Origin of the sequence: Symbioplanes lichenis (assembly GCF_030709675.1) — a bacterium.
Lineage (GTDB): Bacteria > Actinomycetota > Actinomycetes > Mycobacteriales > Micromonosporaceae > Actinoplanes > Actinoplanes lichenis.
Map to the genome: position 1 here is coordinate 21,004 of NZ_JAUZQD010000015.1, position 24,875 is coordinate 45,878.

The 24,875-nt window shown below is 72.3% G+C and carries 20 protein-coding genes; 13 read left to right on the forward strand and 7 right to left on the reverse strand.

Going from position 1 to position 24,875, the window contains the following annotated elements; translation table 11 throughout:
• Positions 1-142: 142 nt before the first annotated feature.
• A complete protein-coding gene (locus tag RAN62_RS31345) occupies positions 143-3,286 on the forward strand; it encodes a UvrD-helicase domain-containing protein (RefSeq protein ID WP_305788432.1) in 3,144 nt (1,047 codons plus the stop codon).
• Here the strand turns inward: RAN62_RS31345 and RAN62_RS31350 are convergent.
• On the reverse strand, positions 3,283-3,954 hold the full coding sequence (locus RAN62_RS31350) for a prepilin peptidase (RefSeq protein WP_305788433.1): 672 nt from the start codon (positions 3,952-3,954) through the stop codon (positions 3,283-3,285). The genes RAN62_RS31345 and RAN62_RS31350 overlap by 4 nt on opposite strands.
• Before the next feature lie 155 nt (positions 3,955-4,109).
• Between RAN62_RS31350 and RAN62_RS31355 the strand changes: the two genes are divergently transcribed.
• From RAN62_RS31355 to RAN62_RS31370, 4 genes are all read left to right on the forward strand, one after another.
• Positions 4,110-4,826 carry an LppU/SCO3897 family protein gene (locus tag RAN62_RS31355; RefSeq protein ID WP_305788434.1) on the forward strand — a complete coding sequence of 239 codons (717 nt, stop codon included), beginning with the start codon at positions 4,110-4,112 and terminating at the stop codon, positions 4,824-4,826.
• 92 nt (positions 4,827-4,918) lie between these two features.
• Positions 4,919-6,115: an ATP-binding protein gene (locus tag RAN62_RS31360; RefSeq protein WP_305788435.1), complete on the forward strand. Its 1,197-nt coding sequence runs from the start codon at positions 4,919-4,921 to the stop codon at positions 6,113-6,115.
• An 18-nt stretch (positions 6,116-6,133) separates the two neighbouring features.
• Positions 6,134-6,676 (forward strand): DoxX family protein, encoded by a 543-nt coding sequence (locus tag RAN62_RS31365; protein WP_305788436.1) that lies wholly within the window; start codon positions 6,134-6,136, stop codon positions 6,674-6,676.
• A 163-nt stretch (positions 6,677-6,839) separates the two neighbouring features.
• On the forward strand, positions 6,840-8,000 hold the full coding sequence (locus RAN62_RS31370; protein ID WP_305788437.1) for a glycosyltransferase 87 family protein: 1,161 nt from the start codon (positions 6,840-6,842) through the stop codon (positions 7,998-8,000).
• Here the strand turns inward: RAN62_RS31370 and RAN62_RS31375 are convergent.
• The 4 genes from RAN62_RS31375 to moaC are packed head-to-tail and all read right to left on the reverse strand — an operon-like array spanning position 7,987 to position 10,590.
• Entirely contained in the window at positions 7,987-8,412 is a 426-nt protein-coding gene (locus tag RAN62_RS31375) for a molybdenum cofactor biosynthesis protein MoaE (RefSeq protein WP_305788438.1), read from the reverse strand. The genes RAN62_RS31370 and RAN62_RS31375 overlap by 14 nt on opposite strands.
• Complete coding sequence (locus RAN62_RS31380; protein WP_305788439.1) at positions 8,409-9,632, reverse strand: molybdopterin molybdotransferase MoeA; 1,224 nt, start codon at positions 9,630-9,632, stop codon at positions 8,409-8,411. Before RAN62_RS31380 ends, RAN62_RS31375 begins: the two co-directional genes overlap by 4 nt.
• Positions 9,629-10,114 (reverse strand): MogA/MoaB family molybdenum cofactor biosynthesis protein, encoded by a 486-nt coding sequence (locus RAN62_RS31385; RefSeq protein WP_305788440.1) that lies wholly within the window; start codon positions 10,112-10,114, stop codon positions 9,629-9,631. Before RAN62_RS31385 ends, RAN62_RS31380 begins: the two co-directional genes overlap by 4 nt.
• Positions 10,111-10,590, reverse strand: a complete 480-nt coding sequence (gene moaC, locus RAN62_RS31390; RefSeq protein ID WP_305788441.1) for a cyclic pyranopterin monophosphate synthase MoaC — start codon at positions 10,588-10,590, stop codon at positions 10,111-10,113. The genes RAN62_RS31385 and moaC overlap by 4 nt, the downstream gene beginning before the upstream one ends.
• 585 nt (positions 10,591-11,175) lie before the next feature.
• On the opposite strand from moaC, the gene RAN62_RS31395 reads away from it, so the two are divergent.
• The 4 genes from RAN62_RS31395 to RAN62_RS31410 are packed head-to-tail and all read left to right on the forward strand — an operon-like array spanning position 11,176 to position 16,057.
• Complete coding sequence (locus tag RAN62_RS31395; protein WP_305788442.1) at positions 11,176-13,683, forward strand: putative bifunctional diguanylate cyclase/phosphodiesterase; 2,508 nt, start codon at positions 11,176-11,178, stop codon at positions 13,681-13,683.
• A 23-nt stretch (positions 13,684-13,706) separates the two neighbouring features.
• Positions 13,707-14,927, forward strand: a complete 1,221-nt coding sequence (locus RAN62_RS31400; RefSeq protein ID WP_305788443.1) for a glycosyltransferase 87 family protein — start codon at positions 13,707-13,709, stop codon at positions 14,925-14,927.
• Between the two features lies 1 nt (position 14,928).
• Complete coding sequence (locus RAN62_RS31405) at positions 14,929-15,345, forward strand: TFIIB-type zinc ribbon-containing protein (RefSeq protein WP_305788444.1); 417 nt, start codon at positions 14,929-14,931, stop codon at positions 15,343-15,345.
• A 52-nt stretch (positions 15,346-15,397) separates the two neighbouring features.
• Positions 15,398-16,057: a maleylpyruvate isomerase N-terminal domain-containing protein gene (locus RAN62_RS31410; RefSeq protein ID WP_305788445.1), complete on the forward strand. Its 660-nt coding sequence runs from the start codon at positions 15,398-15,400 to the stop codon at positions 16,055-16,057.
• A 91-nt stretch (positions 16,058-16,148) separates the two neighbouring features.
• On the opposite strand, the gene RAN62_RS31415 is transcribed toward RAN62_RS31410, so the two are convergent.
• The gene (locus RAN62_RS31415) at positions 16,149-17,378 is read right to left on the reverse strand and encodes an SUKH-3 domain-containing protein (RefSeq protein ID WP_305788446.1); all 1,230 of its coding nucleotides are present in this window, start codon (positions 17,376-17,378) and stop codon (positions 16,149-16,151) included.
• 136 nt (positions 17,379-17,514) lie between these two features.
• Between RAN62_RS31415 and RAN62_RS31420 the strand changes: the two genes are divergently transcribed.
• From RAN62_RS31420 to RAN62_RS31435, 4 genes are read left to right on the forward strand one after another with little or no spacing between them, the layout of a single operon-like run.
• Positions 17,515-17,901 carry a YbaB/EbfC family nucleoid-associated protein gene (locus RAN62_RS31420; protein WP_305788447.1) on the forward strand — a complete coding sequence of 129 codons (387 nt, stop codon included), beginning with the start codon at positions 17,515-17,517 and terminating at the stop codon, positions 17,899-17,901.
• Positions 17,898-18,227, forward strand: coding sequence for a hypothetical protein (locus RAN62_RS31425; protein WP_305788448.1), 330 nt, complete (start codon positions 17,898-17,900; stop codon positions 18,225-18,227). The genes RAN62_RS31420 and RAN62_RS31425 overlap by 4 nt, the downstream gene beginning before the upstream one ends.
• A complete protein-coding gene (locus tag RAN62_RS31430) occupies positions 18,224-22,936 on the forward strand; it encodes a toxin glutamine deamidase domain-containing protein (RefSeq protein WP_305788449.1) in 4,713 nt (1,570 codons plus the stop codon). Before RAN62_RS31425 ends, RAN62_RS31430 begins: the two co-directional genes overlap by 4 nt.
• Entirely contained in the window at positions 22,923-23,402 is a 480-nt protein-coding gene (locus RAN62_RS31435) for a hypothetical protein (protein ID WP_305788450.1), read from the forward strand. The genes RAN62_RS31430 and RAN62_RS31435 overlap by 14 nt, the downstream gene beginning before the upstream one ends.
• Here the strand turns inward: RAN62_RS31435 and dnaB are convergent.
• Positions 23,399-24,832, reverse strand: coding sequence for a replicative DNA helicase (dnaB, locus tag RAN62_RS31440; protein WP_305788451.1), 1,434 nt, complete (start codon positions 24,830-24,832; stop codon positions 23,399-23,401). The two genes, RAN62_RS31435 and dnaB, sit on opposite strands and share 4 nt — an antisense overlap.
• Positions 24,833-24,875: the final 43 nt, after the last annotated feature.

The window sequence follows — 24,875 nt, forward strand, 5'->3', positions numbered from 1 at the left end:
CGACCGCGGACAGCGACCGCGGACAGCGATGGCGAACAGCAACGTGGCTGCGGCGTGGAGGAGGCGAGTCAACAGCGGGTAGGTTATGTCACTTCCTGCGTGGCGACTTCAGGCTTCCCGCGCACTCGTGACAGGATGCAGCGTGCCCTCGGACAGCGCAGGGTCCTCGGTTGCCGCGGACACGTACGTCGCGGATCTGCACATCCACTCCCGCTATTCGCGTGCCTGCAGCCGTGACCTCACCCTTCCCAACCTCGCCTGGTGGGCCCGCCGCAAGGGCATCGCCGTGCTCGGGACCGGCGACTTCACCCACCCCGCGTGGTTCGACCACCTGCGGGAGAGCCTGCGACCCGCCGACGAGCCCGGCCTCTTCCGGCTGAGCCCCGACGCCGAGCAGGACGTCACGCGCCGCCTTCCGGGCTCGCTCCAGCAGTCCGAGGCCGCCCGGTTCATGCTGAGCGTCGAGATCTCGACGATCTACAAGCGCGACGACCGTACGCGGAAGGTGCACCACCTCGTCTACCTGCCCGACTTCGCCGCGGCCACCCGGTTCAACACCGCGCTGGGCCGGGTCGGGAACCTCACCGCCGACGGGCGGCCGATCCTCGGGCTGGACTCGCGCGACCTGCTGGAGATCGTGCTCGAGGCGAGTCCCGACGGCTATCTCGTCCCGGCGCACATCTGGACGCCGTGGTTCTCGGCGCTGGGCTCCAAGTCCGGCTTCGACGCGATCGCCGACTGCTACGCCGACCTGGCCGAGCACATCACGGCCGTCGAGACCGGGCTCTCCTCCGACCCGGAGATGAACTGGCGGGTCTCCAGCCTCGACCGCTACCGGCTGGTGTCCAACTCGGACGCCCACTCGCCCCAGGCGCTCGCCCGGGAAGCCACCCTTTTCACCGGTAGGCCGGATTATCACGCGATCAAGGACGGGCACACCCTCGCGGGGACCATCGAGTTCTTCCCGGAGGAGGGCAAGTATCACGCCGACGGGCACCGCGCGTGCGGCGTGAACTGGGAGCCGGCCCGGACCCGGGAGCACGGCGGCCGCTGCCCCGAGTGCGGCAAGCCGCTGACCGTCGGGGTCCTGAGCCGCGTCGAGGATCTCGCTGACCGGGAGAGCAAGCCCCGCCAGGAGTCCGTCGAGCACCTCATCCAGCTCGCCGAGATCCTGGGCGAGATCAACGGCGTCGGCCCGAAGTCGAAGACCGTCGAGGGCCAGCTCAACCATCTCGTCGCCCAGCTCGGCCCCGAGCTGGACATCCTGCGCAAGGTCCCGGTGGACGACATCGGGCAGCACGGCGGCGACAACCTGCGCGAGGCGATCACCCGATTGCGGCGCGGTCAGGTGCGGCGCGTGCCGGGCTACGACGGCGAGTACGGCGTGATCACGCTCTTCGAGCCGGGTGAGCTGCGCAACGCGGCCAGCGCCCCGCAGACGGAGACGCTGTTCGACCTGCCGAAGCAGCGCACACAACCCGCCCCCGAGAAGAAGACCAAGCCGGCGAAGAAAGCCGCGCCCCGGAAGGCCGCTCCGCCTCCGCCGATCCCGCAGCCCGCGTCGCCGCACGAGCCGTTCGAGCCGATGCTGGCCGGGATGGAGGAGGTCGGCACCGGCCTGCTCGACCGGCTGGACGCGATGCAGCGCGTGGCCGCGTCGGCGCCCGGCGGGCCGCTGCTCATCGTCGCCGGCCCCGGCACGGGCAAGACCCGTACGCTCACCCACCGCATCGCCTACCTGTGCGCCGAGATGAGCGTCTTCCCGCACCGCTGCCTGGCGATCACGTTCACCCGCCGCGCCGCCGAGGAGATGCGCGAGCGCCTCGACGCGCTGATGGGCGAGTCGGCGCAGGACATCACCGTCGGCACCTTCCACGCGGTCGGGCTGACCATCCTCAAGGAGAACGCCAAGGCCGCCGGGCTGGGCCCGGGCTGGCGGATCGCCGACGACGCCGAGCGGGCGGCGGCGCGCGAGGAGGCCGGCGAGGACGACGGGGCCTACATCAAGCTGCTGCGCCAGCAGGATCTCGTCGACCTGGACGACCTGCTCACGGTGCCTGTGGCGCTGCTGCGGGACGACCCGGCGCTGGTCGAGCGGTACCGCAAGCAGTGGCAGTGGATCTTCGTCGACGAGTACCAGGACGTCGACGAGACCCAGTACGAGCTGCTGCGTCTGCTCAGCCCCGCGGACGGCAACCTGTGCGCGATCGGCGACCCCGACCAGGCGATCTACTCGTTCCGGGGCGCGGACGTGGGCTACTTCCTGCGCTTCAACGAGGACTTCACCGACGCCCGGCTGGTGCGGCTGACCCGCAACTACCGGTCGTCGGCGCCGATCCTGGCCGCGGCCGTGCAGGCGATCGCCCCGTCGTCGCTGGTCAGCGGGCGGCGCCTGGATCCCGCGCGGGTCAATCCGGAGTCGCCGCTGCTGGGCCGCTACTACGCGGCGAGCGTCGCGGACGAGGCCGACTTCGTCGTGCGGACCGTGGACGAGCTGGTCGGCGGGCTCTCGCACCGATCGCTCGACTCGGGCCGGGTCGATGCGCGCGCGGTGGCCCCGGGATCGTTGTCCTTCTCGGACATCGCGGTGCTCTACCGTACGGACTCGCAGTCGCAGGCCGTCGTCGACGCGCTGTCGCGGGCCGGCGTACCTGTGCAGAAGCGGTCGCACAACCGCCTGCGGGACCGGCCCGGCGTGCAGGTGCTCGCGCGGGAGCTGCGCCACGCCGGCGGGCAGGGCACGCTCGCCGCGCGTGTCAAGGCCGCGTCGCAGGCTCTGGCCCAGCGGTACGCCGCCCCGACGCTCGACGCCGACACGGTCGCCCCGGAGGACATCTGGACCGCGGCCGACCTGCTCCTGCCGCTGGCCCAGCGGATGGGCGACGACCGGGAGCGCTTCCTCGCCGAGATCGCCACCGGAGCCGAAGTCGACGCCCTCGACCCGCGCGCCGAAGCGGTGAACCTGCTCACGTTGCACGCCGCCAAGGGCCTCGAGTTCCCGGTCGTGTTCCTGATCGGCTGCGAGGACGGGCTGCTGCCGCTGCGCTGGCCGGGCAGCACGCCGTCGGACGACGAGCTGGCCGAGGAGCGTCGCCTGTTCTTCGTGGGGCTGACCCGCGCGCAGGACCGCCTCTATTTGAGCCACGCGGCGCGGCGCTTCCGGCACGGCAAGGAGCGCGACCAGGCGCCGAGCCCGTTCTTCGACGCGATCGACGCCGGGCTCTTCGAGCGGATGGGCAACACGGCGCCCGCCCGCCCGAAGGACCGCCAGCTGCGCCTGATCTAGACCGCCAGCCCGACGACGGCCCCGGCCAGCAGCGCCGGGCCGAACGGCAACGACCGCACCCGGCGGGTGATCCACAGGCCCACGGCGATCGGCCCGTTGATCAGGTGCGGGGCGATCAGGCCCACCGCCACGGCCGGCCAGCCCGCGAAGCCGAGCACGAAGCCCAGCACGGTGGCCAGCTTCACGTCGCCCAGGCCCAGGCCACGGCCGGGGAGCAGAGCGATCATCAGGTACGCCGTCCCGGTCAGCGCCGCCGCGAGAAGCGCCCGGGGCACGTCTCCCGGGGCGAGCGCGGCCAGCGGCGACGTCAGAAGCGCCAGGAGCGCGACGAGTCGATCGGGCAGCCGGCGACATCGCACGTCCACCACGGCCAGCAACACCCCGAGCACCGTGGCGGGCAAAAGCACGACGAGCAGCGGTGAAGCACCCAGAGCGGCGGCGAGCGCACTCGCGGTGAGCGCCCCGGCGCTCACTGTCCACACGGGTGCTTCGCGGCAGGAACACGACGCTCCGGCGCGTACCCAGGAAGGGGTGGGGGTGTGGCAGTGCGCGCAGGCGGCGCGGACGGGAGCGTGCCGGGGGACGGCCAGGCGATGCGCGACACGCGGGACGAAGGCCGCGGCGGCACCGCCGAAGACCGCCGCGCCGATAACGAGGGGGAGCGACATGGGCAGCGACGGTATCCCCGTGCGGGCGACCTTGACCCGTCCGGAAGCCGACACTCGGCGCGACTTGCCGTCCCGCGCGCGCGATTCCGGGAGGGTTTGTCCCCAGCCCGCACGCTACGGTGGCCTACAGCGAATCCGCCCTGGAGGAAAGTCCGATGTCGCAGAACGGCCCGTACCCCGGCCAGGGCTGGCCGGCCGGGGGACCGCCGGGCGCCGGCGAGCCCTATGCGGCACCCGCCGACCCGTGGGGTGCCGCCGACCCGCCGGATCCCTCCTGGGGCGCCCGGCCCCACTCCGTGCCGCCCGACCCGCCCGTCTACGACCCACCGGCCTATGACCCGGCGGCGTTCGGCCCCCCGCAGCCGGCCTATCCCGCCGCGCCGCTCAACACGCCGCCGCCGTGGCAGCAGCCGCCGCCTCCGCCCCGGCGCCGCCGCAACGCGCCGATCGTGGCGCTCGTGGTCGTGCTCGGCCTGCTGATCTGCGGTGGCCTGGGCACCACGGCCTATCTGGTGAGTCGCACGGACAAGCCCAGCGTCGGCGCCACCGGCGAGTCCGCGGCGCCGTCCGGACCGCCGACCCGGGGCGCGGCCGTGCCCGACCCGGCGACCAGCCAGGACGCCCGCTTCGTCGGCAAGGGACAGTGCGTCCGCAACCAGGGTGACGCCGATGACAGCCCCGACCTCAAGATCGTGCCGTGCGCCAGCGGGACGTACGAGGTGCTCAAGCGCGTCGACGGCCGCACGACCGGGGAGCCGGACGCCGAGAGCAAGTGCAGCAAGGTGGCGAACTACACGAAGTGGTACTTCTACGACAGCGAGCTGGACAGCCTCGACTTCGTGCTGTGCCTCCGCGAGTATCCCGCTAAATAGCGTCGTCTAGCTTCAGAGCTAGAAAGCGCTAGACGATGCTCGACGAGCGCGTATCTAGCGATACAGCTAGATGGCCCGATACGGTGCAATGCGTGGATCCGGTCCGGAACCCGTACGCCCCCGGCGCCGGCCAGCGCCCGCCCGAGCTGGCCGGACGCGGCCGCGAGCTGGACGCCTTCGACATCGTGCTGGAACGCGTGGCCCGCGGCCGCCCCGAGCGCAGCCTCGTCCTGACCGGCCTGCGCGGCGTCGGCAAGACCGTCCTGCTCAACACCCTGCGCAGCGCGGCGATCGGGCGCCTCTGGGGCACCGGCAAGATCGAGGCGCGCCCCGACCAGTCGTTGCGCCGCCCGGTCACGGCCGCGCTGCACATGGCGATCCGCGAGCTCGCGCCGCACCACCGCAACCCCGACCGGGTGGACGAGGTGCTGGCCGTGCTCAAGGCGTTCGCGCTGCGGTCCAACGACGCGAACGCCAAGCTGCGCGACCGCTGGACGCCCGGCATCGACGTGCCGCCCGCGCGGGGCCGGGCCGACTCCGGCGACATCGAGATCGACCTGGTCGAGCTGTTCACCGACGCCGCGTCGCTGGCCACCGACGTCGGCACCGGCATCGCGCTGTTCATCGACGAGATGCAGGACCTCGGCCCCGCCGACGTGTCGGCCCTCTGTGCCGCCTGTCACGAGTTGTCGCAGCTGGGCGCGCCCCTGATCGTGGTCGGGGCCGGTCTGCCACACCTGCCGGCCGTCCTGTCCGCGGCGAAGTCCTACTCGGAGCGGCTCTTCCGCTATCAGCGCATCGACCGGCTCGACCGGGTGGCGGCCGACCTCGCCCTGGGTGCGCCGGCCGCGCGCGAGGACGTCAAGTACGAGCCCAAGGCGCTGGACCTGCTCTACGAGAAGTCGGGCGGCTATCCGTACTTCGTGCAGGCCTACGGGAAGGCGACCTGGGACCACGCTCCGACGTCGCCGGTGACCGCGGAGGACGTACGCGTGGCCGCGCCCGAGGCCGAGGCCGAGCTGGCCGTGGGCTTCTTCGGCTCCCGCTACGAACGGGCGACGCCGGCCGAACGCGAGTACATGCGCGCCATGGCCGCTTTGTCGGTCTCCGACGACATGGACGCCGCGGTCGCCACGTCCGAGATAGCTTCCTCACTGTCACGCCGCCCCGCGAGCCTGTCCCCGGCCCGGGACGCCCTGATCAAGAAGGGTCTGATCTATTCCGGCGAGCGCGGCACGGTGGCGTTCACCGTGCCGCACTTCGGCCGTTATCTGCGTACGCAGCCCTGACCCGGGTATAACGACTTCATGAAGCCCGTACGCGCCGCCGCCCGCGCCATGCTCGGCGCGATCTTCGTGATCAACGGAGTTCGTGTCGCCATCGACCCCGACTCCCGTGTCCCCGCCGCCAAGCGGGTCACCGACCGGGCCGCTCCCCTGATCGAGCGCGTCGACCCGCGCCTGCCCAGTGACGCGCGCTCGCTCACCCGCCTCAAGGCCGGCGCCGACGTGGTGGCCGGCGCGCTGCTCGCCACGGGCCACCTGACCCGGCCGGCCGCGGCGGTGCTGGCGGCGGGCCTCATCCCGACCACGGTCGCCGGGCACCCGTTCTGGTCGGCGCCCAAGGACGAGCGGCGTCAGCAGGAGACCCACTTCTTCAAGAACCTGGGTCTGCTCGGCGGGCTGCTGCTCGCGGCCGCCGACACCGAGGGCCGGCCCAACCTGCGCTACCGGACCAGCCACGCGCTCGAGCGTTCGCAGCAGTCCGCGCGGCGGGCGGTGCGCACGGCCCGGCGCGAGGCCCGGATCGCCGCCCGCTCGGCCGCCGCGGCCCGCAAGCTCCCCGGCTGACAAACGGCAGGCGAGCCGGCGACGAAGACGACGGCCGGGCGTGAAAGCCCGGCCGTCAGAACGGGTCAGCGCACCGGCTGATCTTTTTTGTAGATCACCAAACGACCCCCACGGCGTTTAACCAGGCAGTAGACCTGGACAAACGAGCCGTCGGAGGTCGGGCATGCCCGCGACGCGGACCCCGGCACACCCGGCGATCGGCCGGTCCGTCGTGGTCACCCTGGCCTGCGCCGGGATCCTGGCCGCGATTGCCACCATCGCCCTGAGGTACGGCTTCAGCACGCTGGCGGTGACCCGCGGCGCCCTGCTGACCGGGCTCGACGGGCTCTACGCCTACCGGGCCCCCGGAAGTCAGCTCGGCACCGACCTGACCCCGCCGGCCGCCCTGCTCACGGCGCCCGCCGCCGTCCTGCCCCTCCCCGTCGCCGGCTGGCTGCTGGCCCTGGCCGGAGTCGCCGCCCTGGCCCTCGCACTCATCAGCCAGGCGGGTCCGATCGCCCGGCGGCACGGCCGGCGCCCGTGGCCGGTGGTCCTCGCCGTGGGCGCCCTGGGCCTCACCCTCGAGCCGATCCGCGCCGTGCTCGGCCTGGGCACGCTCGACCTGCTCGTGTACGGCCTGATCAGCGCCGACCTGGTGGCCCTGCACCACTCGGCCCGGACGAGACGCTGGGCCGGCGTGGGCATCGGCCTGGCCACGGCGTTGTCGGTGAGCTCGGTGTTCTTCCTTGGCTACCTGCTGCTCACCCGGCGGCATCGGGCCGCCCTCACCGCCGTCGCCACCGCGCTCGGCGCCGGACTGCTCGCCGCGGCCGTGATGCCGCACGCGACCATGGCGTGGGCGAGCGACGTGCTGTGGCGCATCGACCGCACCGGGCCGGTGGAGTGGGTCGGCAACCAGTCCCTCGCCGGCGTCCTCGCCCGCGTCTACGCCTCCAGCACCACTCCGGTGCTGCTGTGGTTGTCGTTCGCGCTGGTGATCATCGCGGTCGGGATGATCCGGGCCCGGGCGGCCCACGCGGACGGCGACGAGCTGGCCGCCTTCACGCTGGTCGGGTTGATCGCGGCGGCCACAGGACCGGTGAGCGGCACGCACGAGCTGGTGTGGGTGCTGCCCGCGATGCTGGTGCTCTGCGATCTGGCCGCCCGTCACCCGCGCCCCGCCGCCAGTGTCGCGGCCTGGTCGGCGGGGACGTTGTTCCTGCTCTTCGTGCTGGCTCCGATGTGGAGCGTGCCGGGGCAGGTCGCCCGGAACTCGTACGCGCTGAGTCTGGTCCTGCTGATCAATCTGCTGCCGTGGCGGAGACCACCGCTCAGGGGCAGTTGACCCACTCGTCGGTGCCGTCGGTGAAGACCTGGCGCTTCCAGATCGGCAGCCGCGCCTTCGCCTCGTCGACGAGCCGGGCGCACGCCGCGAACGCCGCCGCCCGGTGGGCCGTGCTCACGGCGGCGACCAGGGCGACGTCCCCGATCCGCAGGGCGCCGACCCGGTGCGAGACCGCGACGGCGTACACGTCGGGGTCGGCGGCGATCTCCTCCGCGACCTCGCGCAGGACCGCGGCGGCCGTGGGATGCCCCTCATATTCCAGCTCGGTGACGCCGCGGCCGTGATCGTGGTCGCGGACGACGCCCTGGAAGGAGACGACGGCGCCGGCGCGCGGGTCGGCCACCGCCTTCTCGTGGGCGGCGAGGTCGAGGGCCACGTCCCCGACCTCGGCGATGCGGACGGTGTCGGTCATGAGCGCTCTCCGGGGAACAGCGGGAGGGGCAGGAAGCCGGTCGTCTCACCGGCGGCGGCCTGCGCGTCGGGCCGGACGACGACGAAGCCGTCCGCCCGGGCCAGCCCGCGCAGCATCGACGACGCGACGTGACCGACCGGGGTGGCGCGCCCGGCGTCGTCGAGCGCGGCGAGGGCGAGGTGGGTGTAGGCGCCGCGACCGGGCACCGGGGCGGTCACCTCGACCCGGCGCAGCGTCGGCAGGGAACGGCCGGACAGCCCGGCGAGCAGCGGCGCCACGAGCGAGACCAGCGCGATCACGGCGGACTGGGGGTTGCCCGGCAGACCGGCGAGGAAGCGCGGCCGGCCGTCGGGGCCCGGCACCCGCGCCAGCAGCATCGGGAAGCCGGGGCGCACGGCGACGGTGTTGACGACGTATTCCGCGCCGAGCCGGGCGAGCGCCGGGTGGAGATGGTCGACCGGCCCGTGCATGGTGCCGCCGGTCGTGCACACCACGTCGGCGACGGCCAGCCCCTGCTCGATCGCCGCCACGTGCGCGTCGAGCGTGTCCTGCACCGGCCCATGCACGGCGCCGGCGTCCACAGTGGCTCCCTCGCGCCGCAGCCAGGCCGGCACCAGGGGGGTCAGGGAGTCGCGCACCCGTCCGGCGCCGGGCGGGCCGCTGGTGAGCAGCTCGTCGCCGAAGACCAGGAGGGCGGCGCGTGGCCGCGGGCGTACGGGAATCGCGTCGTAACCGCACGTCGCGGCCAGCCCCAGCACCGCGGGGTCGACCGGGGTCCCGGCCGGAAGCAGCTCCTCGCCCCGGGCCGCTTCGTCGCCGGGCAGCCGCCACTCGGGCTGCGGCCGGGGCTTCCCGCTGACCAGGCCGGCGGCGTCCCGAGTCGACTCCTCGACGCGCACCAGGGCGGCCGCACCCGCGGGCACCATCGCGCCGGTGGCGATCTCGACGCAGGTGCCCTCCTCGGTGAGCGGCTCGGGAACGCCGCCGGCCAGCACCCGCCCGACGGGGCGCCACGGCGCCGGGCCGCGCACCGCCCACCCGTCGATGCTCGAGGTGGGGAAGGCGGGGAGGTCGGTCAGGGCGACGAGCGGCTCGGCGAGCGTGCGGCCGTCGGCTCCCGCCAGCGGCACGGTCTCGACCGGTCCGGCGGCGGCGCGGCCGGCCTCGAAGGCCAGGGCTTGGGCCTTGTCCCAGTCGACCGGGATGTTCTGTGCGCTCACTGCTCAAGCCTATGGTCGCCGCCGTGGATCTGCTCCACCGTGTGGGCCAGGAGGGGCTTCAGCACCGCCAGCCCGTCCTTCGCCCCGCCGGTCGACCCGGGCAGGTTGACGATCAGCGTGCGGCCGGCGACCCCGGCGAGACCCCGGGAGAGGGCGGCCGACGGCACCTTGTCCCGGCTGTACGCGCGGACGGCCTCGGCAATCCCCGGAATCTCGAAGTCGAGCAGCGGCCGGGTGGCCTCGGGGGTGCGGTCGGTCGGCGTGACGCCGGTGCCGCCGCTGGTCAGCACCACGTCGAAGCCCTCCGCCACGGCCGCGCGCAGCGCCTCGGCCACCGGCTCGCCGTCCGGCACCACGACCGGGCCGGGGTCGACCTCACAGCCGAGCTCGCGCAGGCCGGCGACGAGCCGGGGGCCGCTGGTGTCCTCGTAGACCCCCGCGGCGGCCCGGTTGGAGGCGACGATCACGCGGGCGCGCATCACGGGCGCTCCCACAGACCGGTCTTGCCGCCCTCCTTGCGCAGCACCCGGACGGCCTCGATGCTGGCGGCCGGGTCGATGGCCTTGACCATGTCGACGAGCGCGAGGCCGGCGGTCGCCACCGCGGTCAGCGCCTCCATCTCGACGCCGGTGCGGTCGGCCGTCTTCGTCGTCGCGACGATGTCGACCCCGGTGTCGGTGATCGTGAGGTCGACCGAGACGCCGTGGAGCCCGATCGGGTGGCACAGCGGGATGATCTCCGGGGTGCGCTTGGCGCCCATGATCCCCGCGAGCCGGGCGACGGCCAGAGCGTCGCCCTTGGGCACGCCCTCGCCGCGCAGGAGCGCCACGACCTCGGCGGTGGTGTCGAGCCGGCCCGCCGCGACCGCGCGCCGGGCGCTGACGTCCTTACCGGACACATCGACCATGTGCGCTGCGCCGGCGGCGTCGACATGTGTCAGTTTTTGCGCGTCTGTCACGCTGACAGCTTATCGAGCCGCAAGATGGTCTTGGTTTTCGGCGCGCCGGAACCGCAACCGTTTGTGTTTAAGCGCTCTCTTTCTGTGACCATTTCCCGAGCACAATCCGATGTACGCAGTGAATTGGTCCATAGCGCGCTTTTTGAATGCGGTGTTCCCCCGTCTCCGGGCTTACATTGCATCGTGTCCGGGCACCTGGATTCCAGTTCGCACCCGCGTCGTTTACCTGCCGGAAAGCCCGGCGACCCCGGCGCGGAGTAATTCAGTAGCGGAGCGTTGCGACACCGTTACTTATGGGCACGAAGCAGACAAGACTCGCATTTCGTGAAACGAGCGACAAATCATTGTTGGCACCGCGCCGATCCTTTCCTAGCCTGTTGAGCGGGAAAGGGAAGCCGATCTCCACAAGATTTGCATCGGGCACCCGCCGGAAACGGCAGCCGGCGCCATTCACGAGAAGGAGGTGCGAGATGCGTGACTTCGTCTGGGGCTGAGACCGACACCTCCCGGCCGTCACAGAAAGCTCGGCAGGGATTGACAGCCCGTACGGGCAACGCGCGACCATGGGCTCATGGGGCGCGCGAGATGAACGACGCGAAGGCCGACAGGCAACTCCGGTTGTATGTCGGCCTCGTCGCGTGTGCGGCCGTCGGCTGCCTGGTCTGGGCTGTGTCCCACGCGCCCGGCCTGCCCGCCGGCCGGCTCTTCCTCCCGGCCGCGTGCACCGTCATCATCGCCGTGGCGACGACCCCGCTGATCTGGTTGCGCATCCGCTCCGACAAGCGCGGGCACAACGTGACCTCCGGGGCCATCCTCGTCGCGGTGGCCATGCTCCCCGCCCCGTGGGTGCTCATCTGCACCGCGCTGGGCGTCCTCGCCGGCTTCTCCGGCATCCGTGACCCGTTGAAGTTCACCTTCAACGTGAGCCGGGAGATCGTCGCGACCAGCGCCGCCGTCGGCGCCGCCACGCTCGCCGGCATCCGGCCTCCGGCCACTCTCGTCGTCGACATCCCCCCGCTGTCCGTGCTCGTGCCCGGGCTGCTGCTGGCCGCGGTCGCCTTCGCCGCGATCGACGACCCCGTCGGCAGCCGCGTGGTGTCGCTCGCCACCCGCATGCCGTGGCGGCAGACGCTGCTGCGCAACTTCGACGTCACCGTGGTCCTGCGCGCGACCAACCTGGCCCTGGCGCTGTTGGTCATCCTCGTGGTGGGTTACGCGGAGCTGCTGATCGTCGCCATGGTGCCCACCGTCCTCGCGGTGCAGTTCGCGACGAAGAACAAGGTCCGCCAGCGCGTCGAGCACCAGGCCTGGCAACGGCTCGCGGGCACCGCCGTGCAGCTCAACGCGACCGAGCTGACCGTGGTGCTGCACGCGGCGGTGACGCGTACGCCCGAGCTCTTCTCGGCCGACGAGGCGGAGATCGAGCTGCACGACGTGACCCCGCCCCGGCTGGTCCGCGGAGCCTCCGACCGGCTCAGCTACGAGGGCCCGCGCTCGGAGGCACCGCCCCGGGACGGCGTGTCCATCGAGGAGGTGCTGGAGGCGCCCGACAGCACCCCGATCGGTGTGCTGCGGCTGCGCTTCCGCAAGGCGGTCGGGCTCGACGAGTCGGAACGCTACAAGCTGCAGACCCTGGCGGCGTCACTGTCCACGGCCATCGGCAACGCGCGGGCGTACGCCCAGCTGCGCGCCGTGAGCGCCGAGAACGCCTACGCCGCCGCCCACGACCCGCTGACCGGCCTGGCGAACAGGCGCGAGCTGCTCGAGCACGCCGGCCGGTGCTTCGCCGACCGCGAGGCCGACGGCATGCTGGCCATGCTCCTGATCGACCTCAACCACTTCAAGGAGGTCAACGACACGCTCGGGCACGCCGCCGGCGACGTCGTCCTCCGGGAGGTCGCCCACCGGCTCGAGGAGGTCGCCCAGCCCGGTGACCTGGTCGCCCGGCTCGGCGGCGACGAGTTCGCGGTGCTGCTCACCGGCCTGCCCACGCCGGCCGTCGCCAGCCACCGGGCCGCCACCATGCTGACCGCCCTGGAGCCGCCGATCGTCGTCGACGGCATGCAGCTCAACGTCGAGGCCGCCGGGGGCATCGCGCTCGCGCCCGGCAGCGGCGGCGTGCAGGAGCTCATGCGCCGCGCCGACGTGGCCATGTACCAGGCGAAGCGCGGCGGCCGCGGCACCGCCACCTACGCGCACGCGCACGACACGGCCGACGTCGGGCGCCTGATGCTCGGCGGGGAGCTGCCGCGGGCGGTGGCGGAGCACGAGTTCGTGGTGGACTTCCAGCCGATGGTGGACCTGGGCACCGGCGAGGTGCTCGCGGCCGAGGCGCTGGCCCGCTGGCACCACCCCGAGCACGGCAACCTGACGCCGATGCAGTTCCTCGAGACGGTCGAGCGGTCGGGTCAGCTGCCCGCGTTCGCCGACGCCGTGCTGGAGCAGGCGCTGACGGCCGCCGCGTCGTGGCGGGACGCCGGCTTCGACCTGCCCGTGGCCGTCAACGTGTCGCCGCGCAGCCTGCTCGACCCGACGTTCCCGGGCGCCGTGCTCGACCGGTTGCGGTCGTACGCCGTACCGGCGGATCGGTTGGTCCTGGAACTGGCCGAGACCCTCACGCTGAGCCAGCTCGACGTGGTGGCCCGGGCCCTGCGGGAGCTGCGGGAGGCCGGCGTGCGGCTGGCGCTCGACGACTTCGGCAGCGGGCACTCGTCGCTGTCGCTGCTGTCGCGCATCCCGGTGCACCAGCTGAAGATCGACCGCGAGTTCGTCGCCGGCGTCGAGACCTCGTCCGAGGCCGCCGCGGTCATCCGGTCGACCGTCGACCTGGCCCGCAGCCTGCACCTGGCGGTCGTCGCCGAGGGGGTCGAGAGCGAGCCGCAGCGGCACGCGCTGTGGGAGCTCGGCTGCGTCGCCGGTCAGGGCCACCTCTTCGCCCGGCCCATGCGGGCCCCGCGCCTGCTCGCCACGTTGCAACGCGGGTCCGGCGGCCAGCCCGGCGTGCTGGCCACGCCGCTGCACACGGCCGGTTCCGTCGTCCGTCTCCCGCGTCGCCGCCCGCCTCGTCAGACTCCCGGCGCGTCGCCGGCCTGAGCCGGCCTGCCACACTTGCCTGTGTGAGGCTCCCGGCGCGCATCGACCAGGCCGCCGGCGGGCTCGCCGCCGACGCCGCCCTCTACGCCGTGTCCGCGGCCTTCGCCCTCGTCACCGCCCTGACGTCGACGCTGCTGCCGCACCGCGCCTGGGGAGCCGTGGCCTTCTGGGCGTACCTGGTCGCCTTCGTCGTCGTAGTCGTCCAGCTGGTGCTGCGGCGGCCCGCCTTCCGGCCGGCGTTGACCTGGCTGGTGTGGGGTGGCAGCGCGCTGCTCCCTCTGGTCGTGCAGGCGGTGCAACGCTCCGGCGGGCGCACCGATCGGGCGCAGGAGGAGGTGCTGGTCGCCGAGCACATGGGCGAGCGGCTGGCGCACACCGGGACGCCGTACCTGAGCCGCGACGCGATCGCCGCGCTGCCGTCCGGGGAGCAGTTGCTCGGCTATGCGCCGTACCAGCCGGGCATGGGGATTTTCGGTCTGCCGCGGGCCTGGTTCGGGGCGTCGTGGGTGACCGACGCGCGGGTGTGGTTCGCGCTGGTCACGGCGGGTGCGCTGATCGCGGCGCTGCGTCTGCTGGGACCGCACGTCCGCGCGTTGCAGTTCGCGACCGTGCTGCCGATCTGCGCGCTGACCCTGGCCACGGGCGGTGACGACCTGCCGGTGCTCGCGCTCTGCCTGCTCGCTCTCGCCTGCTGCGCCACCGGCAGGTACGCCGCCGCGGGGCTGGCCGTCGGGGCGGCCGCCGCGCTCAAGCTCTTCGCCTTTCCGGTGCTGGCCGTGCTGGTGGTGCTCGCGTGGCGTACCGGGAATGTGCGGCGGTTCCTGCCCGGCGCGCTCGGCCTGCCCGTCCTGACGCTGCTGCCGGTGTTCGCGGTGGACGCCGGCGCCTTCGTCGAGAACGTGTTCCGCTTCCCGCTCGGCCACGGGGTCGTCACCAGCCCGGCGCAGTCGCCGTTCCCCGGCTATCTGATCTCACAGGCCCCGGGCGGGCGCTATGTCGCGATCGGCCTGCTGGTCGCGGTGGCCCTGGCGATCGCGGTGCTGCTCCTGCGCCGTCCGCCGCGCACGGCTGCCGCCGCGGCCCTCTTCAGCGGGTACGGGCTGCTGGCCGCGATCCTGCTCATGCCGACCACACGCTTCGGCTACCTGCTCTACCCGCTGGCGTTGCTCGTCTGGGCCCCGGCCCTCAGGCAATACACAGCTGTGGACGCACCACGGAGTGACACAGCCTTGTACCGTTTGTGAGATGCAGATGACCTGTCCCAAGTGTCACGGCGAGATGCGGGTCTACGAGCGCAGTGGTGTCACGATCGACCAGTGCACCGAGTGCCGGGGCATCTTCCTCGACCGCGGCGAGCTGGAGAAACTGTTCGACGCCGAGGCCACCTTCAACCGCCAGGCGCAGGCTGCTGCCCCGCCGCGCCCGGCCCAGGCTCCCGGAGCCCCGGGGGCTTACGCGCCGCCGCCCCCGCCCCCGCACGGTGGCGGTTACGCGTCTCCGCCGCCGCCCGCCTACGGCCAGCCGGCTTACGGTCAGCCCGGTTACGGGCAGCCCGCCTACCCGCCGGCGGCTCACGGCGGCTACCACGGGCACTACCGGCAGCGGGGTCACCACGGGCACTACCGGCACCGGAAGAGCTTCCTCAACCAGCTGTTCGACTGAGGCACTCGGACCCGCCCGGTGCCGCCGGGCGGGTCCGTGCTTCGATGCGGCGGTGAGCCTTCCTCCCGGGCCGGATGTGGCCGCTGCGCTCGAGTCCGCTTACACCGGGGTGACCGCGGTCGTCACCGGTCTGAGCGACCGTGATCTGCTGCTGCCGTCGGGCTGTCGGGGGTGGACCGTCGCCGACCTGCTGCTCCACGTGCAGGGTGACGCGCAGCGGGCTCTTGTCGCCCTGCACACGCCCGCCGCCGGCCCGCCGGACGTGGACTTCGTCTCCTACTGGCGCGGCTTTCCCGGCGGCTCGGAGGAGCTCGGGCCCAACGTCCACTGGATCCGGCGCACCGCCGCCGCCTTCCAGCGCCCCGGCGGCATTGTCGAGCTGTGGTCCGACACCGCGCCGGCCGCCGCGCATGCCGCCCGTACGGCGGAATTCGCCGCTTTTGTCGCCACGCAGGGGCATGTGCTGGCCGTGCCCGACTTCCTCGCGACGCTTGTCACCGAGGCCGTCATCCACCATCTCGATCTCGTGGCCGAGCTGCCCGGCGCGCCCGCACCGGCCGACGACGCCGTGGGCATCGCGGTCGCGACCCTGGCCGGCCTGGCCGGGCCGGCGGGGCTGCCCGCGCACTGGACGCCGCTGGAGGCCCTCCGCAAGGCGACGGGCCGTTCGCAGCCGGACGTCGCCGACTCCCGATTCCCCCTGATCGGCTGATCTTTCACCCCGTCCCGTCGTCTTTCACCACGTCCCGTCGTCGTCTTTCACCACGTCCCGTCGTCGTCTTTCACCACGTCCCGTCGGCTTTTCACCACGTCCCGTCGTCGCGGACGCGCTCGGCGGGGCCGTCGCCGGTCAGCAGGCTGATCAGCGCCTCGTCCAGGGTCGCGCCGAGAAACCACTCGCCGCCCTGGTCCAGCGCGAACACCCGGCCCCGCTCGTCGATGGCGATGATCGCGTCGCCCTTGGCCTCCACGCCGAGCGGGAAGAGCGCCACGCCCAGCACCTCGCCGAACTCGCCCAGCACGTCGGCGGTGTGCGCCGCCGCGGCGGGCTCGAGGCTGAGCCAGCGGACCTGCCGGCGGACGCCCGGGCCGCGCACGCCGCAGAAGATCCCGGGGAAGTCGCTGAGCGCCGCCCGCGCCGCCGGGAAGGCCCGGAGCCGATGGCGGGCGCCGGGCACGGCGAGGGCATCGTCGATCATGCCGTCGGCCAGCGCCTCGGCGACGGTCGAGGGCACCGGCCGCCAGCCGCCGTCGGCCAGCACCCCGGCGACCTCCTCGGGGAAGCGTCCGGGCTGGGCGACGTTGCCCGACCAGGGGCGGAACGGCTCGGTCCAGGCCAGGCACGACCACGGCAGCAGCGCGAAGTCGACCAGCACGGTGATGCAGGACTCGCACGGCCGTGCTTCGGCTCCGGCGAGCGGATCGCCCGGTTCGCGGATGAGAAAGGCGCCGAATTCCGCCGTGCGCAACCAGGTGCGCGCCGCCTCGTAGGTGTCACCCTTCCGCAGCCGCCCGGCCTCGTGCAGCACGTCGGACAGGACGATGAGCTCGGCGTGCCGCTCGGCGCCCCGGACCGTCGCGGGCGCGCCCAGCTCGGCGAGCCGCTGCGCGACCAGCGGATGATGGTCGATCGCCTGGTCGCCCTTGGCCCCGCGCGCGGTGAAGAGCCGTCCGTCCACGGTGAGGTGCGCGGCCGTCGTCGGTGCGGCCAGGCGACGCGCGTTGCGCCGCAACTCGACCTGAGGATCGACGGTACGCCGCTGCGCCGCGACGATCGGGCGGCGCTCGCGGTACATCGCGGCGACCACGGCCGGCGGCACCCCGGGAAAGGTGGACAACACGCCGGTCTCGCGGTCGATCACGGTCCGGGCATGGTCACCGGGCAGGGGGCGGACCGATCGGGGCTGGCTCGTCCACACCACGTACCCGAGATCGAATTCGGACACCATGGGCGTGCACTCGTACCCCCGGCGCTCGGTCTCGCGGCGCGCCCAGCCGGCGGCGATCTCCTCGGCCTCCGCTCGCGTGATCATCCCGCTCCTTTGTGGCTCCTCGGTTGAACAATCTGCGCCCGGCCTACGTGTACGCAGTGAAGTTACATAAACACATACAGTGGCAGCGCCCGCTACTGTCAAGTGTGTCGATGGATGGTCCGGCGAGGAGGCGACCATGGCGGAGGCAGCCGACCGGGACGTCAACCGCGCCCTGCGCGCGCGCTTCGACGAGGTCTACGGCGACTACCAGCGGCTCCGGTCCGGGATGGACGATCTTCAGCAGCGCCTGGCCCGCCTGCGCGCGACTGCCCGATCGGCGGACGGGCTGGTCGCGGCCACCGTCGGCGCCCGGGGGCAGCTCGTGGCCCTGGACCTCGATCGGAGCGTCTATCGGGAGCTGCGGCCGGACGAGCTCGCCGACCTGATCGTCACCGTCACGGCGGCCGCCGCCACGAAGGTCGCCGACGAGGTGAAACGGCTGATGGCCGACCACTTCCCGGCGGGCTCGTTCCTGCGGTCCGACGACTTCGGCACCCTGCTCGACCGGCGGGACGCGTCATGACCGAGCTTCAGGTCGACCCGTCGCGGGCGGCGCGGGCCGGCGCTGACCTCGCCGCCTCGGGGGGCCATCTGGAGGCGCTCCGGGCCGGTGCCGGGGCAGAGGTCGCGGCGTTGAGCAACGGCCGCCCCTGGGGCAAGGACGACATCGGGCAGGCGTTCGAGCGCAACTACCGGCCGGCCGAGGAACAGGTGCTGCACGCCTGGGACCTGCTGGGACGGCACGTGGCGGGACTCGGCGACGAGGTGGTCCAGGCCGTCCACGAGGCCTTGGCGGCGGACGATCGGGCTGCGACGGGCGTGCGGCATCCGTACGGGCGCCACCGATGAGCATCCTGCCCAGCCCGATCCCGCATCCGCTCGACTACTGCCCGTTCGATGTGCCGGGGTGGGCGTACGAGGCGCTCGAATGGGTCGTCGGCTTCGACTGGCCGGACGGCAACGAGCGGGCGACCTGGGACGTCGCCGACCAGTGGTACGCGATCACGGGGGTGCTCGGCAACGCTCGTACGGAGTCGGGGGACGCCGCCACGCAGGTGGCCGGCGCGTACACGGGGGTGGGGGGTGCCGCCTTCGGCGAGGCCTGGACGCGGCTCGCGGGGACGCCGGACTCCCCGCTGGAGATTCTGCTGCAGGCCACCGACGAGCTGGCCCGGCTGGTCGACGGCGGCGGGGCCGACATCGAGGCGGCCAAGCTGGAGGCCTGGATCGAGATCGGACTGTTCCTCACCGAGCTCATCGGCATGACCGTCGCCGTTGCCCTGACCCTGGGCGCTGCCTCCCCGGCGGCGGGTGGCCTCATCGCGGCGACCCGGCTGGCCATCCAGCAGATCTTCAAGCGCCTGGTCGAGCAGATGGGCCGCAAGGCGATCAAGCAGACCGTCAAGGCGGCCGGGCAGCGGGCGGTCAAGCAGCTCACGAGCCGGGAGGGGCTCAAGCACCTCGGGCGCGAGGCGCTGGACGAGGGCTTCGACGAGACGCGCGAGGAGCTGGCGACCAACGGGGGGATCCAGGCCTATCAGGCGCAGGGGAGCCGGGTCGACGGGGTGGATCTGGGGCAGCTGGGGCGGGCGGGGCTCGGGGGGTTCGCGGGCGGGTTCGCAGCCAGTGGGGCCTATGCGGGCGGGCGGCACGGGGTCACGCGGGGGGCGGCGGCGGAGGTCTTCGGGGAGGTCGGCGGGTCGGCTGTCAACGGGGGGCTGCCTGATCCGGAGTCTTTGGCGAAGGCGGCGAGCTCGGGGGGTGCGGGGTCGGCGCTGTCTTCCGGGGTGTCGTCGTCCCTGTTGGACAAAACGGGCAAGCTGGCGTCGCTGCTAGGGGAGCCGGGCTCGGTGCTGCCGCAGTCTCCGGGCGTGGCCAGTCCTTCGCCGTCACCTGCCGATCCGTCGCCCGATCTGCCATCAATTCCTTCGGCGTCTCCTTCGGCGCCCTCTTCGCCCACCCTTTCGCCAGCTGCTTCCCCAGAGCCTTCGCCCGGCTCCCCGCCGGCTGTCTCCCCCGCCCTTTCCCCTTTGCCCGCTTCCCCCGCCTCTTCCCCTTCGCCCGCTTCCCCTTCGCCCTCTTCCCCTTCGCCCGCTTCTCCGTCGGCTCCTTCGCCCACCCTTTCCCCGGACCCGTCGCCGGCGTCGTCGACCGCTTCGCCGGTTGAGCCTTCGCGCGCCTTGCCGGCGGATCTCTCCTCGAGGCCGACTGTTGATGCCCCTTCGCCGGCGGCCTCGTCCCACGAGCCTTCGCACGGTCTCCCCGTCGACACGACGCCGGCGCCCTCGCCTCCTCCGGTTGCGCCGTCCTCGTTGTCTTCGGCGCCGGTGACCTCCTCGGCACCCGACCTCTCTGTGCTCGACACCTCGTCGGCCACTACTGCCGGCGCGACTTCTTCCTTCGTCGCGGCGCCCGGTGCGGCGAGCGTGGTCGGGGGCTTCGGGGCGCTGTCGCCGGGGCTGGACCCGCCGGCGCCCGGGACGGGACGGCACGTTCGGGCGCCACGGCACCGGGCTTCGTCCGTACCCCGGCATCGGGATCTCGGGCGACCGGCGCAAGCCGGGCCGACCGGTCCCCAACCGCCCGGCCGGTCCGAAATAGACAGCTACGTACGCTTCGCCCGCGAGCAACGTGCGGCATACGCCCAATTCCGCAAGCGGGACACCATCGAACGCCTCGAGGAGAAGGCCCGCGCCGAACGCGCCCGCGCCCGCCGCGCCCGCCGATCAGCCTTCGTCGCCCGGGCGTTTCGCCTCAACCCCGCGCTCGCGGACTCGCACGCCGCCCTCGTCGCCGAAGCCACCGCGATCGCCGACCGGGCCGAGGGCGAGGCCCGCATCCTGCGCGACCCCGGCTACTCCCCGGACGAGGGCGCCACGATCACGGTCGACCCCCAGGACTGGCACCTGGCCAACCGCGACGGCGGCCGGCTCGCCCCCGGGCCCGTCTCCCTCGGCCCTGTGTCCATGCTCACCGGCACCGACGACCCGCCGTCGATCGTGGGCACCCGCCGCTACGGCGAGTTCGGCGGCCTGCGTCCCCCGCTGGCCCAGCACCAGCTCGACCTCGAACAAGCCCTCCCCCGCCACCCGTCCGGCGCACCCCTGCGCGCGGCCGATCCCCGCTCGGCGTACTTCCAGCTGCTCAACGACGGTGGCCCGGCCGCCGACCCCACCCGCGGCATCAACTGCCAGGACTGCGTCTTGTCCTTCTTCGACACGTACGTCCACGGCCGCCCCCGCGTCTCCGCCCCTCGCACCTTCGACGCCTACAAGGACGGCGACCCCCAGCGCCCCCTCTACGGCGAGAGCAACGGCCCCGAACGAGTCGAACAAGCCACCGGCGGCCGCCTCCAGTCCCTCTGCCGCGCCGACAAGATCCAGGACGACCCGGTCCGCGCCCAGCAGCAGGTCGCCGACGCCCTCGGCCAGGTCGCCGAGCACCTCCGCACCGGCGGCCACGGCTCCTTCGCCTTCCTCATGAACCTCTGGGAAAGCGGCTCCTCCCACGCCTGGGCCGCCGTCAACCACCACGGCGAAATCCTCTTCGTCGACCCCCAGTCCGGCCTGGTCGCCACCCCCGGCACCTCCCTCTACGGCCACCGCGGCGTCGCCGACCCCGCCAACCTCGTCGCCCTCGACGCCCTCGTCGTCGACGCCCAGGGCCGCCCCCTCCCCTTCCCCGGCAAACCCGACGGCTGGTGGCACCCCCGCACCACGCCCCCGCCCCCACAAACCCCTCACACCCCCGCCGCCCCGGCCCCGCACGCGCCCGCCGCCTCAGCCCCGGCCGCCCCCGCCTCCGCGCCCGAGCCGCCCAACGTCGCGGCCATCACCTCTGACGACGTCGACGTCCGAGCACTCGAGGACCGTCTCCTCCAGTCCCTCGACGAAAGCCATCGCGATCAGCTCGACACATCCGTCCGGAAAGCCACCAAGATCGCCAGGCGTCTCCGGCCCGATTTGGACGTCGTCACCTCCGCCCTCGGCGGCGCCGTCGAGCTGGCCGGAACCGACCACTCCGTCAAATCAGCGCGATCCCTGGCTCGGGCCTATGCGACCGAGCAAGGACCCGAACGCCCCGGCCTCGACCACTTCCTGAGGACGACAAAGGACCGCGTGCGCTTCGCGATCAAACTTCCGGAGCAGGGGTACGCCAACACAGTCGAGGGCGCGATCGACGTCCTCCGCCGCCTGAACCACCGGACGACTCGGCTCGTGAACTTCTGGCAAGGCAACGGGCGGCACAACGGACTGAACGCCACGGTGGTGGACGCATCGGACTTCGGCTTCGAGGTGCAGTTCCCCACTGCCTTGTCGTGGGCCGCGAGTGAGCGTACGCATCAGGCGTACGAGGTCCTCCGCCTGCCAACCGCTGCCTACGCCGCCCATGTCGACGCGTTCCTTCGCATTGTCGCCGTCAACAAGGAACTGGACCTCGTGGCGCATCAACCGGACAAGCTACACCGGCTCGCGATCACCAAGACCGTGAACTCGACGTTCGCCTCATGGGTGGCAGCGCGGCCGGCGGCGTGGAGAGCCTATCTTCGGGCCTTGAGCGACAACGACGTCACCTTCGACGACATATTGGCGCGCCACGCTCTGACCCGAGCCGATGTTCTCCCGAGCGAGACGCCGAAAGGTGAGGACGACCATGACGGAATTCGGCTACCAGACAATCACCAAGGCGGACGCAACCGAGGCGGTGACCAGCGTGATCGCCTACGAGATCCAGGTGACCCGGCCGCTGCGAGCCGTTCTGTGGAGCGCTCCGCGCCAGGCGTGGATTTACGCCCCGGCAGTGGCGGGAGCCTACCTCTACGACCCGGACTACCAGGACAGGAGCCTGCCGATCGACCGCGGGACGGCGGAGGAGATAGCCCTCCTCATCCTGCCGACGCCCCTACCAAGCGAGGAAACCCTGACGGCGATGTTCGAGGAGGGGGAAAAGAACGGCTGGGACTGGGGCCCGCCGGAGAACCGGACCACGGCCCCGGCGAATTGATCAAGACCCACAATGGAACGATCCGCGCCAATACCCGGCTCGGCCAGACCCGCGGCTCCCTGGGCGCGGCGTTCGAGATCGGCGCCCATTACCTCGACACGTACGACCACATCAAGGAAGTGAAATCGGCACTCCTGCTGGGGCGCCGGTACGACGTCCGCGCACTCCGAACGGCTCATGGCCGGAGGGACGGGCGGGGCAACCCGGATTTCCTGGTACGGGTGGATCCCGCCGACGAGGGGTCCTTCGGTGACTTCAAGCGACTCGACCCGCCGGATCCCCAGGAAGCCGAACAATCCAAGCTGTCCCGCGGAGTCAGCAAGCAACTGCGATTGGCGCTGGCACAGGATGCGCGGATGCACGTGGCGGTGGTGGACGGGCGTGACGCGGGCCTGGGCACTATTGATGCCGTGCGAGGAATTCGCCGGGCGCTCGGAGTCTGGGCACTGGCTGGTCGTCCGGTGCGCCCGGAGGATCGGATGATTGTCTTCACTGCCAACGACCAGTGGGTCATATGGCGAGGCGACACAGGAGAAATCAGTGTCAGTACGTGAGCAGATCTTCATACGGACCGACCGGAAACCGGCCGAGATCGCCGGCGTGATCGCCACCTTGGTCAATGGCCGGACGGAGGTGTCGAACGATGACACATGGCTGTTGGTCTCGATCGGCACGCTACTGCCGGACTCGGACCTCCGATCGGCCGAGTTCGGCGGTCCCGTCCTGCCCTATGTGGCTGACCCTCCGTTCCAGCCCGGCGAGTTCGAAGCCACAGACGCTTACAACGTCGAGGTTCGGCTGTGGTTGGCCGGCGCACGCAACGAGGCTCTCGAAGCGGCCGCGGCCGACCAGATCTTCGCGGTAGTGGCCCGGATGGAGGTCGCCGCCGTCCAGGTACGCAGGGACGACAAGCTCATCCGGGCCGTCCTGCCCGGTCGCGCTCCGTACGACTTCCCGGCCGGCACGCTGATCTACGAGACCGACCGGGACAGGTGGAACGGATACGTGCTCGAGGCCTAGACGACCGCCATGTCGACGAAGCGGGACAGGTGGAGCTGGGCCGCGACGGTGATGGTGTCGGTGGCGCCGTTTCGGTGTTTGGCGACGATGAAGTCGGCTTCGCCGGCTCGGGGGGATTCCTTGTCGTAGTAGTCGTCGCGGTGCAGGAGGATGACGACGTCGGCGTCCTGCTCGATGGAGCCGGACTCACGCAGGTCGGACAGCTGCGGGCGCTTGTCGGTGCGCTGCTCGGGGCCACGGTTCAGCTGGCTCACGCCGATGACCGGGCACTCGATCTCCTTGGCGAGGAGCTTGAGGCCTCGGGAGAGCTCGGAGACCTCCTGCTGGCGGCTCTCGGTCTTCTTCGGGGAGCTCATCAGCTGGAGATAGTCGATGACCAGCAGCTTGAGGTTGTGGCGCTGCTTGAGGCGGCGGGCCTTGGCCCGGATCTCCATGAGGTTCATGTTCGGCGTGTCGTCGACGAAGATCGGGGCCTCGCTGATCTCGCCCATGCGGCGGGCCAGCTTGGTCCAGTCGTCGTCGGAGAGCTGGCCGGAGCGCAGGGTGTGCAGGGGCACGCGGGCTTCCGCCGAGAGCAGTCGCATGACCATCTCGATCTTGCTCATCTCCAGGGAGAAGATGGCGCTGGCGTGGTTGTGCCGGATGGCCGCGTTACGGGCGAAGTCCATGCTCGCGGTGGACTTGCCGAGACCCGGGCGGCCCGCGACGATGATCAGCTGGCCGGGGTGCAGACCGCTGAGCAGCCGGTCGAGGTCGGCGAAACCGGTCGGGACACCGCTCATCTGTCCGCCCGCGGCGCCGACGGCCTCGATCTCGTCGAGGGTGGGCTGGAGCATGTCGCCGAGCGCCGCGTAGTCCTCGCTGACGCGCTTCTCGGTGACGTCGTAGATCGCCTGGGAGGCCAGGTCGACGATGTCGTCCACGTCGCGGCCGCCGTTGCCGCCGGCGCCGTAGCCGAGCTGGGTGATCTTGGTGCCGGCCTCGACGAGACGCCGCAGGATGGCGCGCTCGGAGACGATGCGGGCGTAATAGGAGGCGTTGGCCGCGGTGGGCACGCTCTCGACCAGGGTGTGCAGATAGGGCACGCCGCCGATGCGCTGCAGGTCGCCCGAGTCGACCAGGGCGGCGGCCACCGTCACGGCGTCGGCCGGCTCGCCGCGGCCGTAGAGGTCGAGGATGACGTCGAAGATCGTCGAGTGGTTGGGCCGGTAGAAGTCGTGGGTCTTGAGGATCTCGACCACGTCGGCCACGGCGTCCTTGGACAGCAGCATGCCGCCCAGCACGCTCTGCTCCGCGGCGATGTCCTGGGGCGGGGTCTTGTCGAAGCCGCCACCCTCCCGCGGCGGCTGCCCCTGGCCCTGACCCTGGCCCGGCGGCTTGCCGTTGGACTGCGAGCGGGCCTCCGGCCGCGCGTCATCGGTGATCGACACCCCGACCTCTCCCTCCTGCCCATCCCCGTGCCCGCACCCGAAC

What these genes read in the sequence shown, in the direction of transcription:
- RAN62_RS31405 (WP_305788444.1), top strand. Translation starts at nt 14,929, where the DNA reads ATGCAGATGACCTGTCCCAAGTGTCACGGCGAGATGCGGGTCTACGAG.
- RAN62_RS31350 (WP_305788433.1), bottom strand. Translation starts at nt 3,954, where the DNA reads ATGTCGCTCCCCCTCGTTATCGGCGCGGCGGTCTTCGGCGGTGCCGCC.
- RAN62_RS31370 (WP_305788437.1), top strand. Translation starts at nt 6,840, where the DNA reads ATGCCCGCGACGCGGACCCCGGCACACCCGGCGATCGGCCGGTCCGTC.
- RAN62_RS31415 (WP_305788446.1), bottom strand. Translation starts at nt 17,378, where the DNA reads ATGATCACGCGAGCGGAGGCCGAGGAGATCGCCGCCGGCTGGGCGCGC.
- RAN62_RS31365 (WP_305788436.1), top strand. Translation starts at nt 6,134, where the DNA reads ATGAAGCCCGTACGCGCCGCCGCCCGCGCCATGCTCGGCGCGATCTTC.
- RAN62_RS31355 (WP_305788434.1), top strand. Translation starts at nt 4,110, where the DNA reads ATGTCGCAGAACGGCCCGTACCCCGGCCAGGGCTGGCCGGCCGGGGGA.
- RAN62_RS31375 (WP_305788438.1), bottom strand. Translation starts at nt 8,412, where the DNA reads ATGACCGACACCGTCCGCATCGCCGAGGTCGGGGACGTGGCCCTCGAC.
- RAN62_RS31420 (WP_305788447.1), top strand. Translation starts at nt 17,515, where the DNA reads ATGGCGGAGGCAGCCGACCGGGACGTCAACCGCGCCCTGCGCGCGCGC.
- RAN62_RS31430 (WP_305788449.1), top strand. Translation starts at nt 18,224, where the DNA reads ATGAGCATCCTGCCCAGCCCGATCCCGCATCCGCTCGACTACTGCCCG.
- RAN62_RS31425 (WP_305788448.1), top strand. Translation starts at nt 17,898, where the DNA reads ATGACCGAGCTTCAGGTCGACCCGTCGCGGGCGGCGCGGGCCGGCGCT.
- RAN62_RS31395 (WP_305788442.1), top strand. Translation starts at nt 11,176, where the DNA reads ATGAACGACGCGAAGGCCGACAGGCAACTCCGGTTGTATGTCGGCCTC.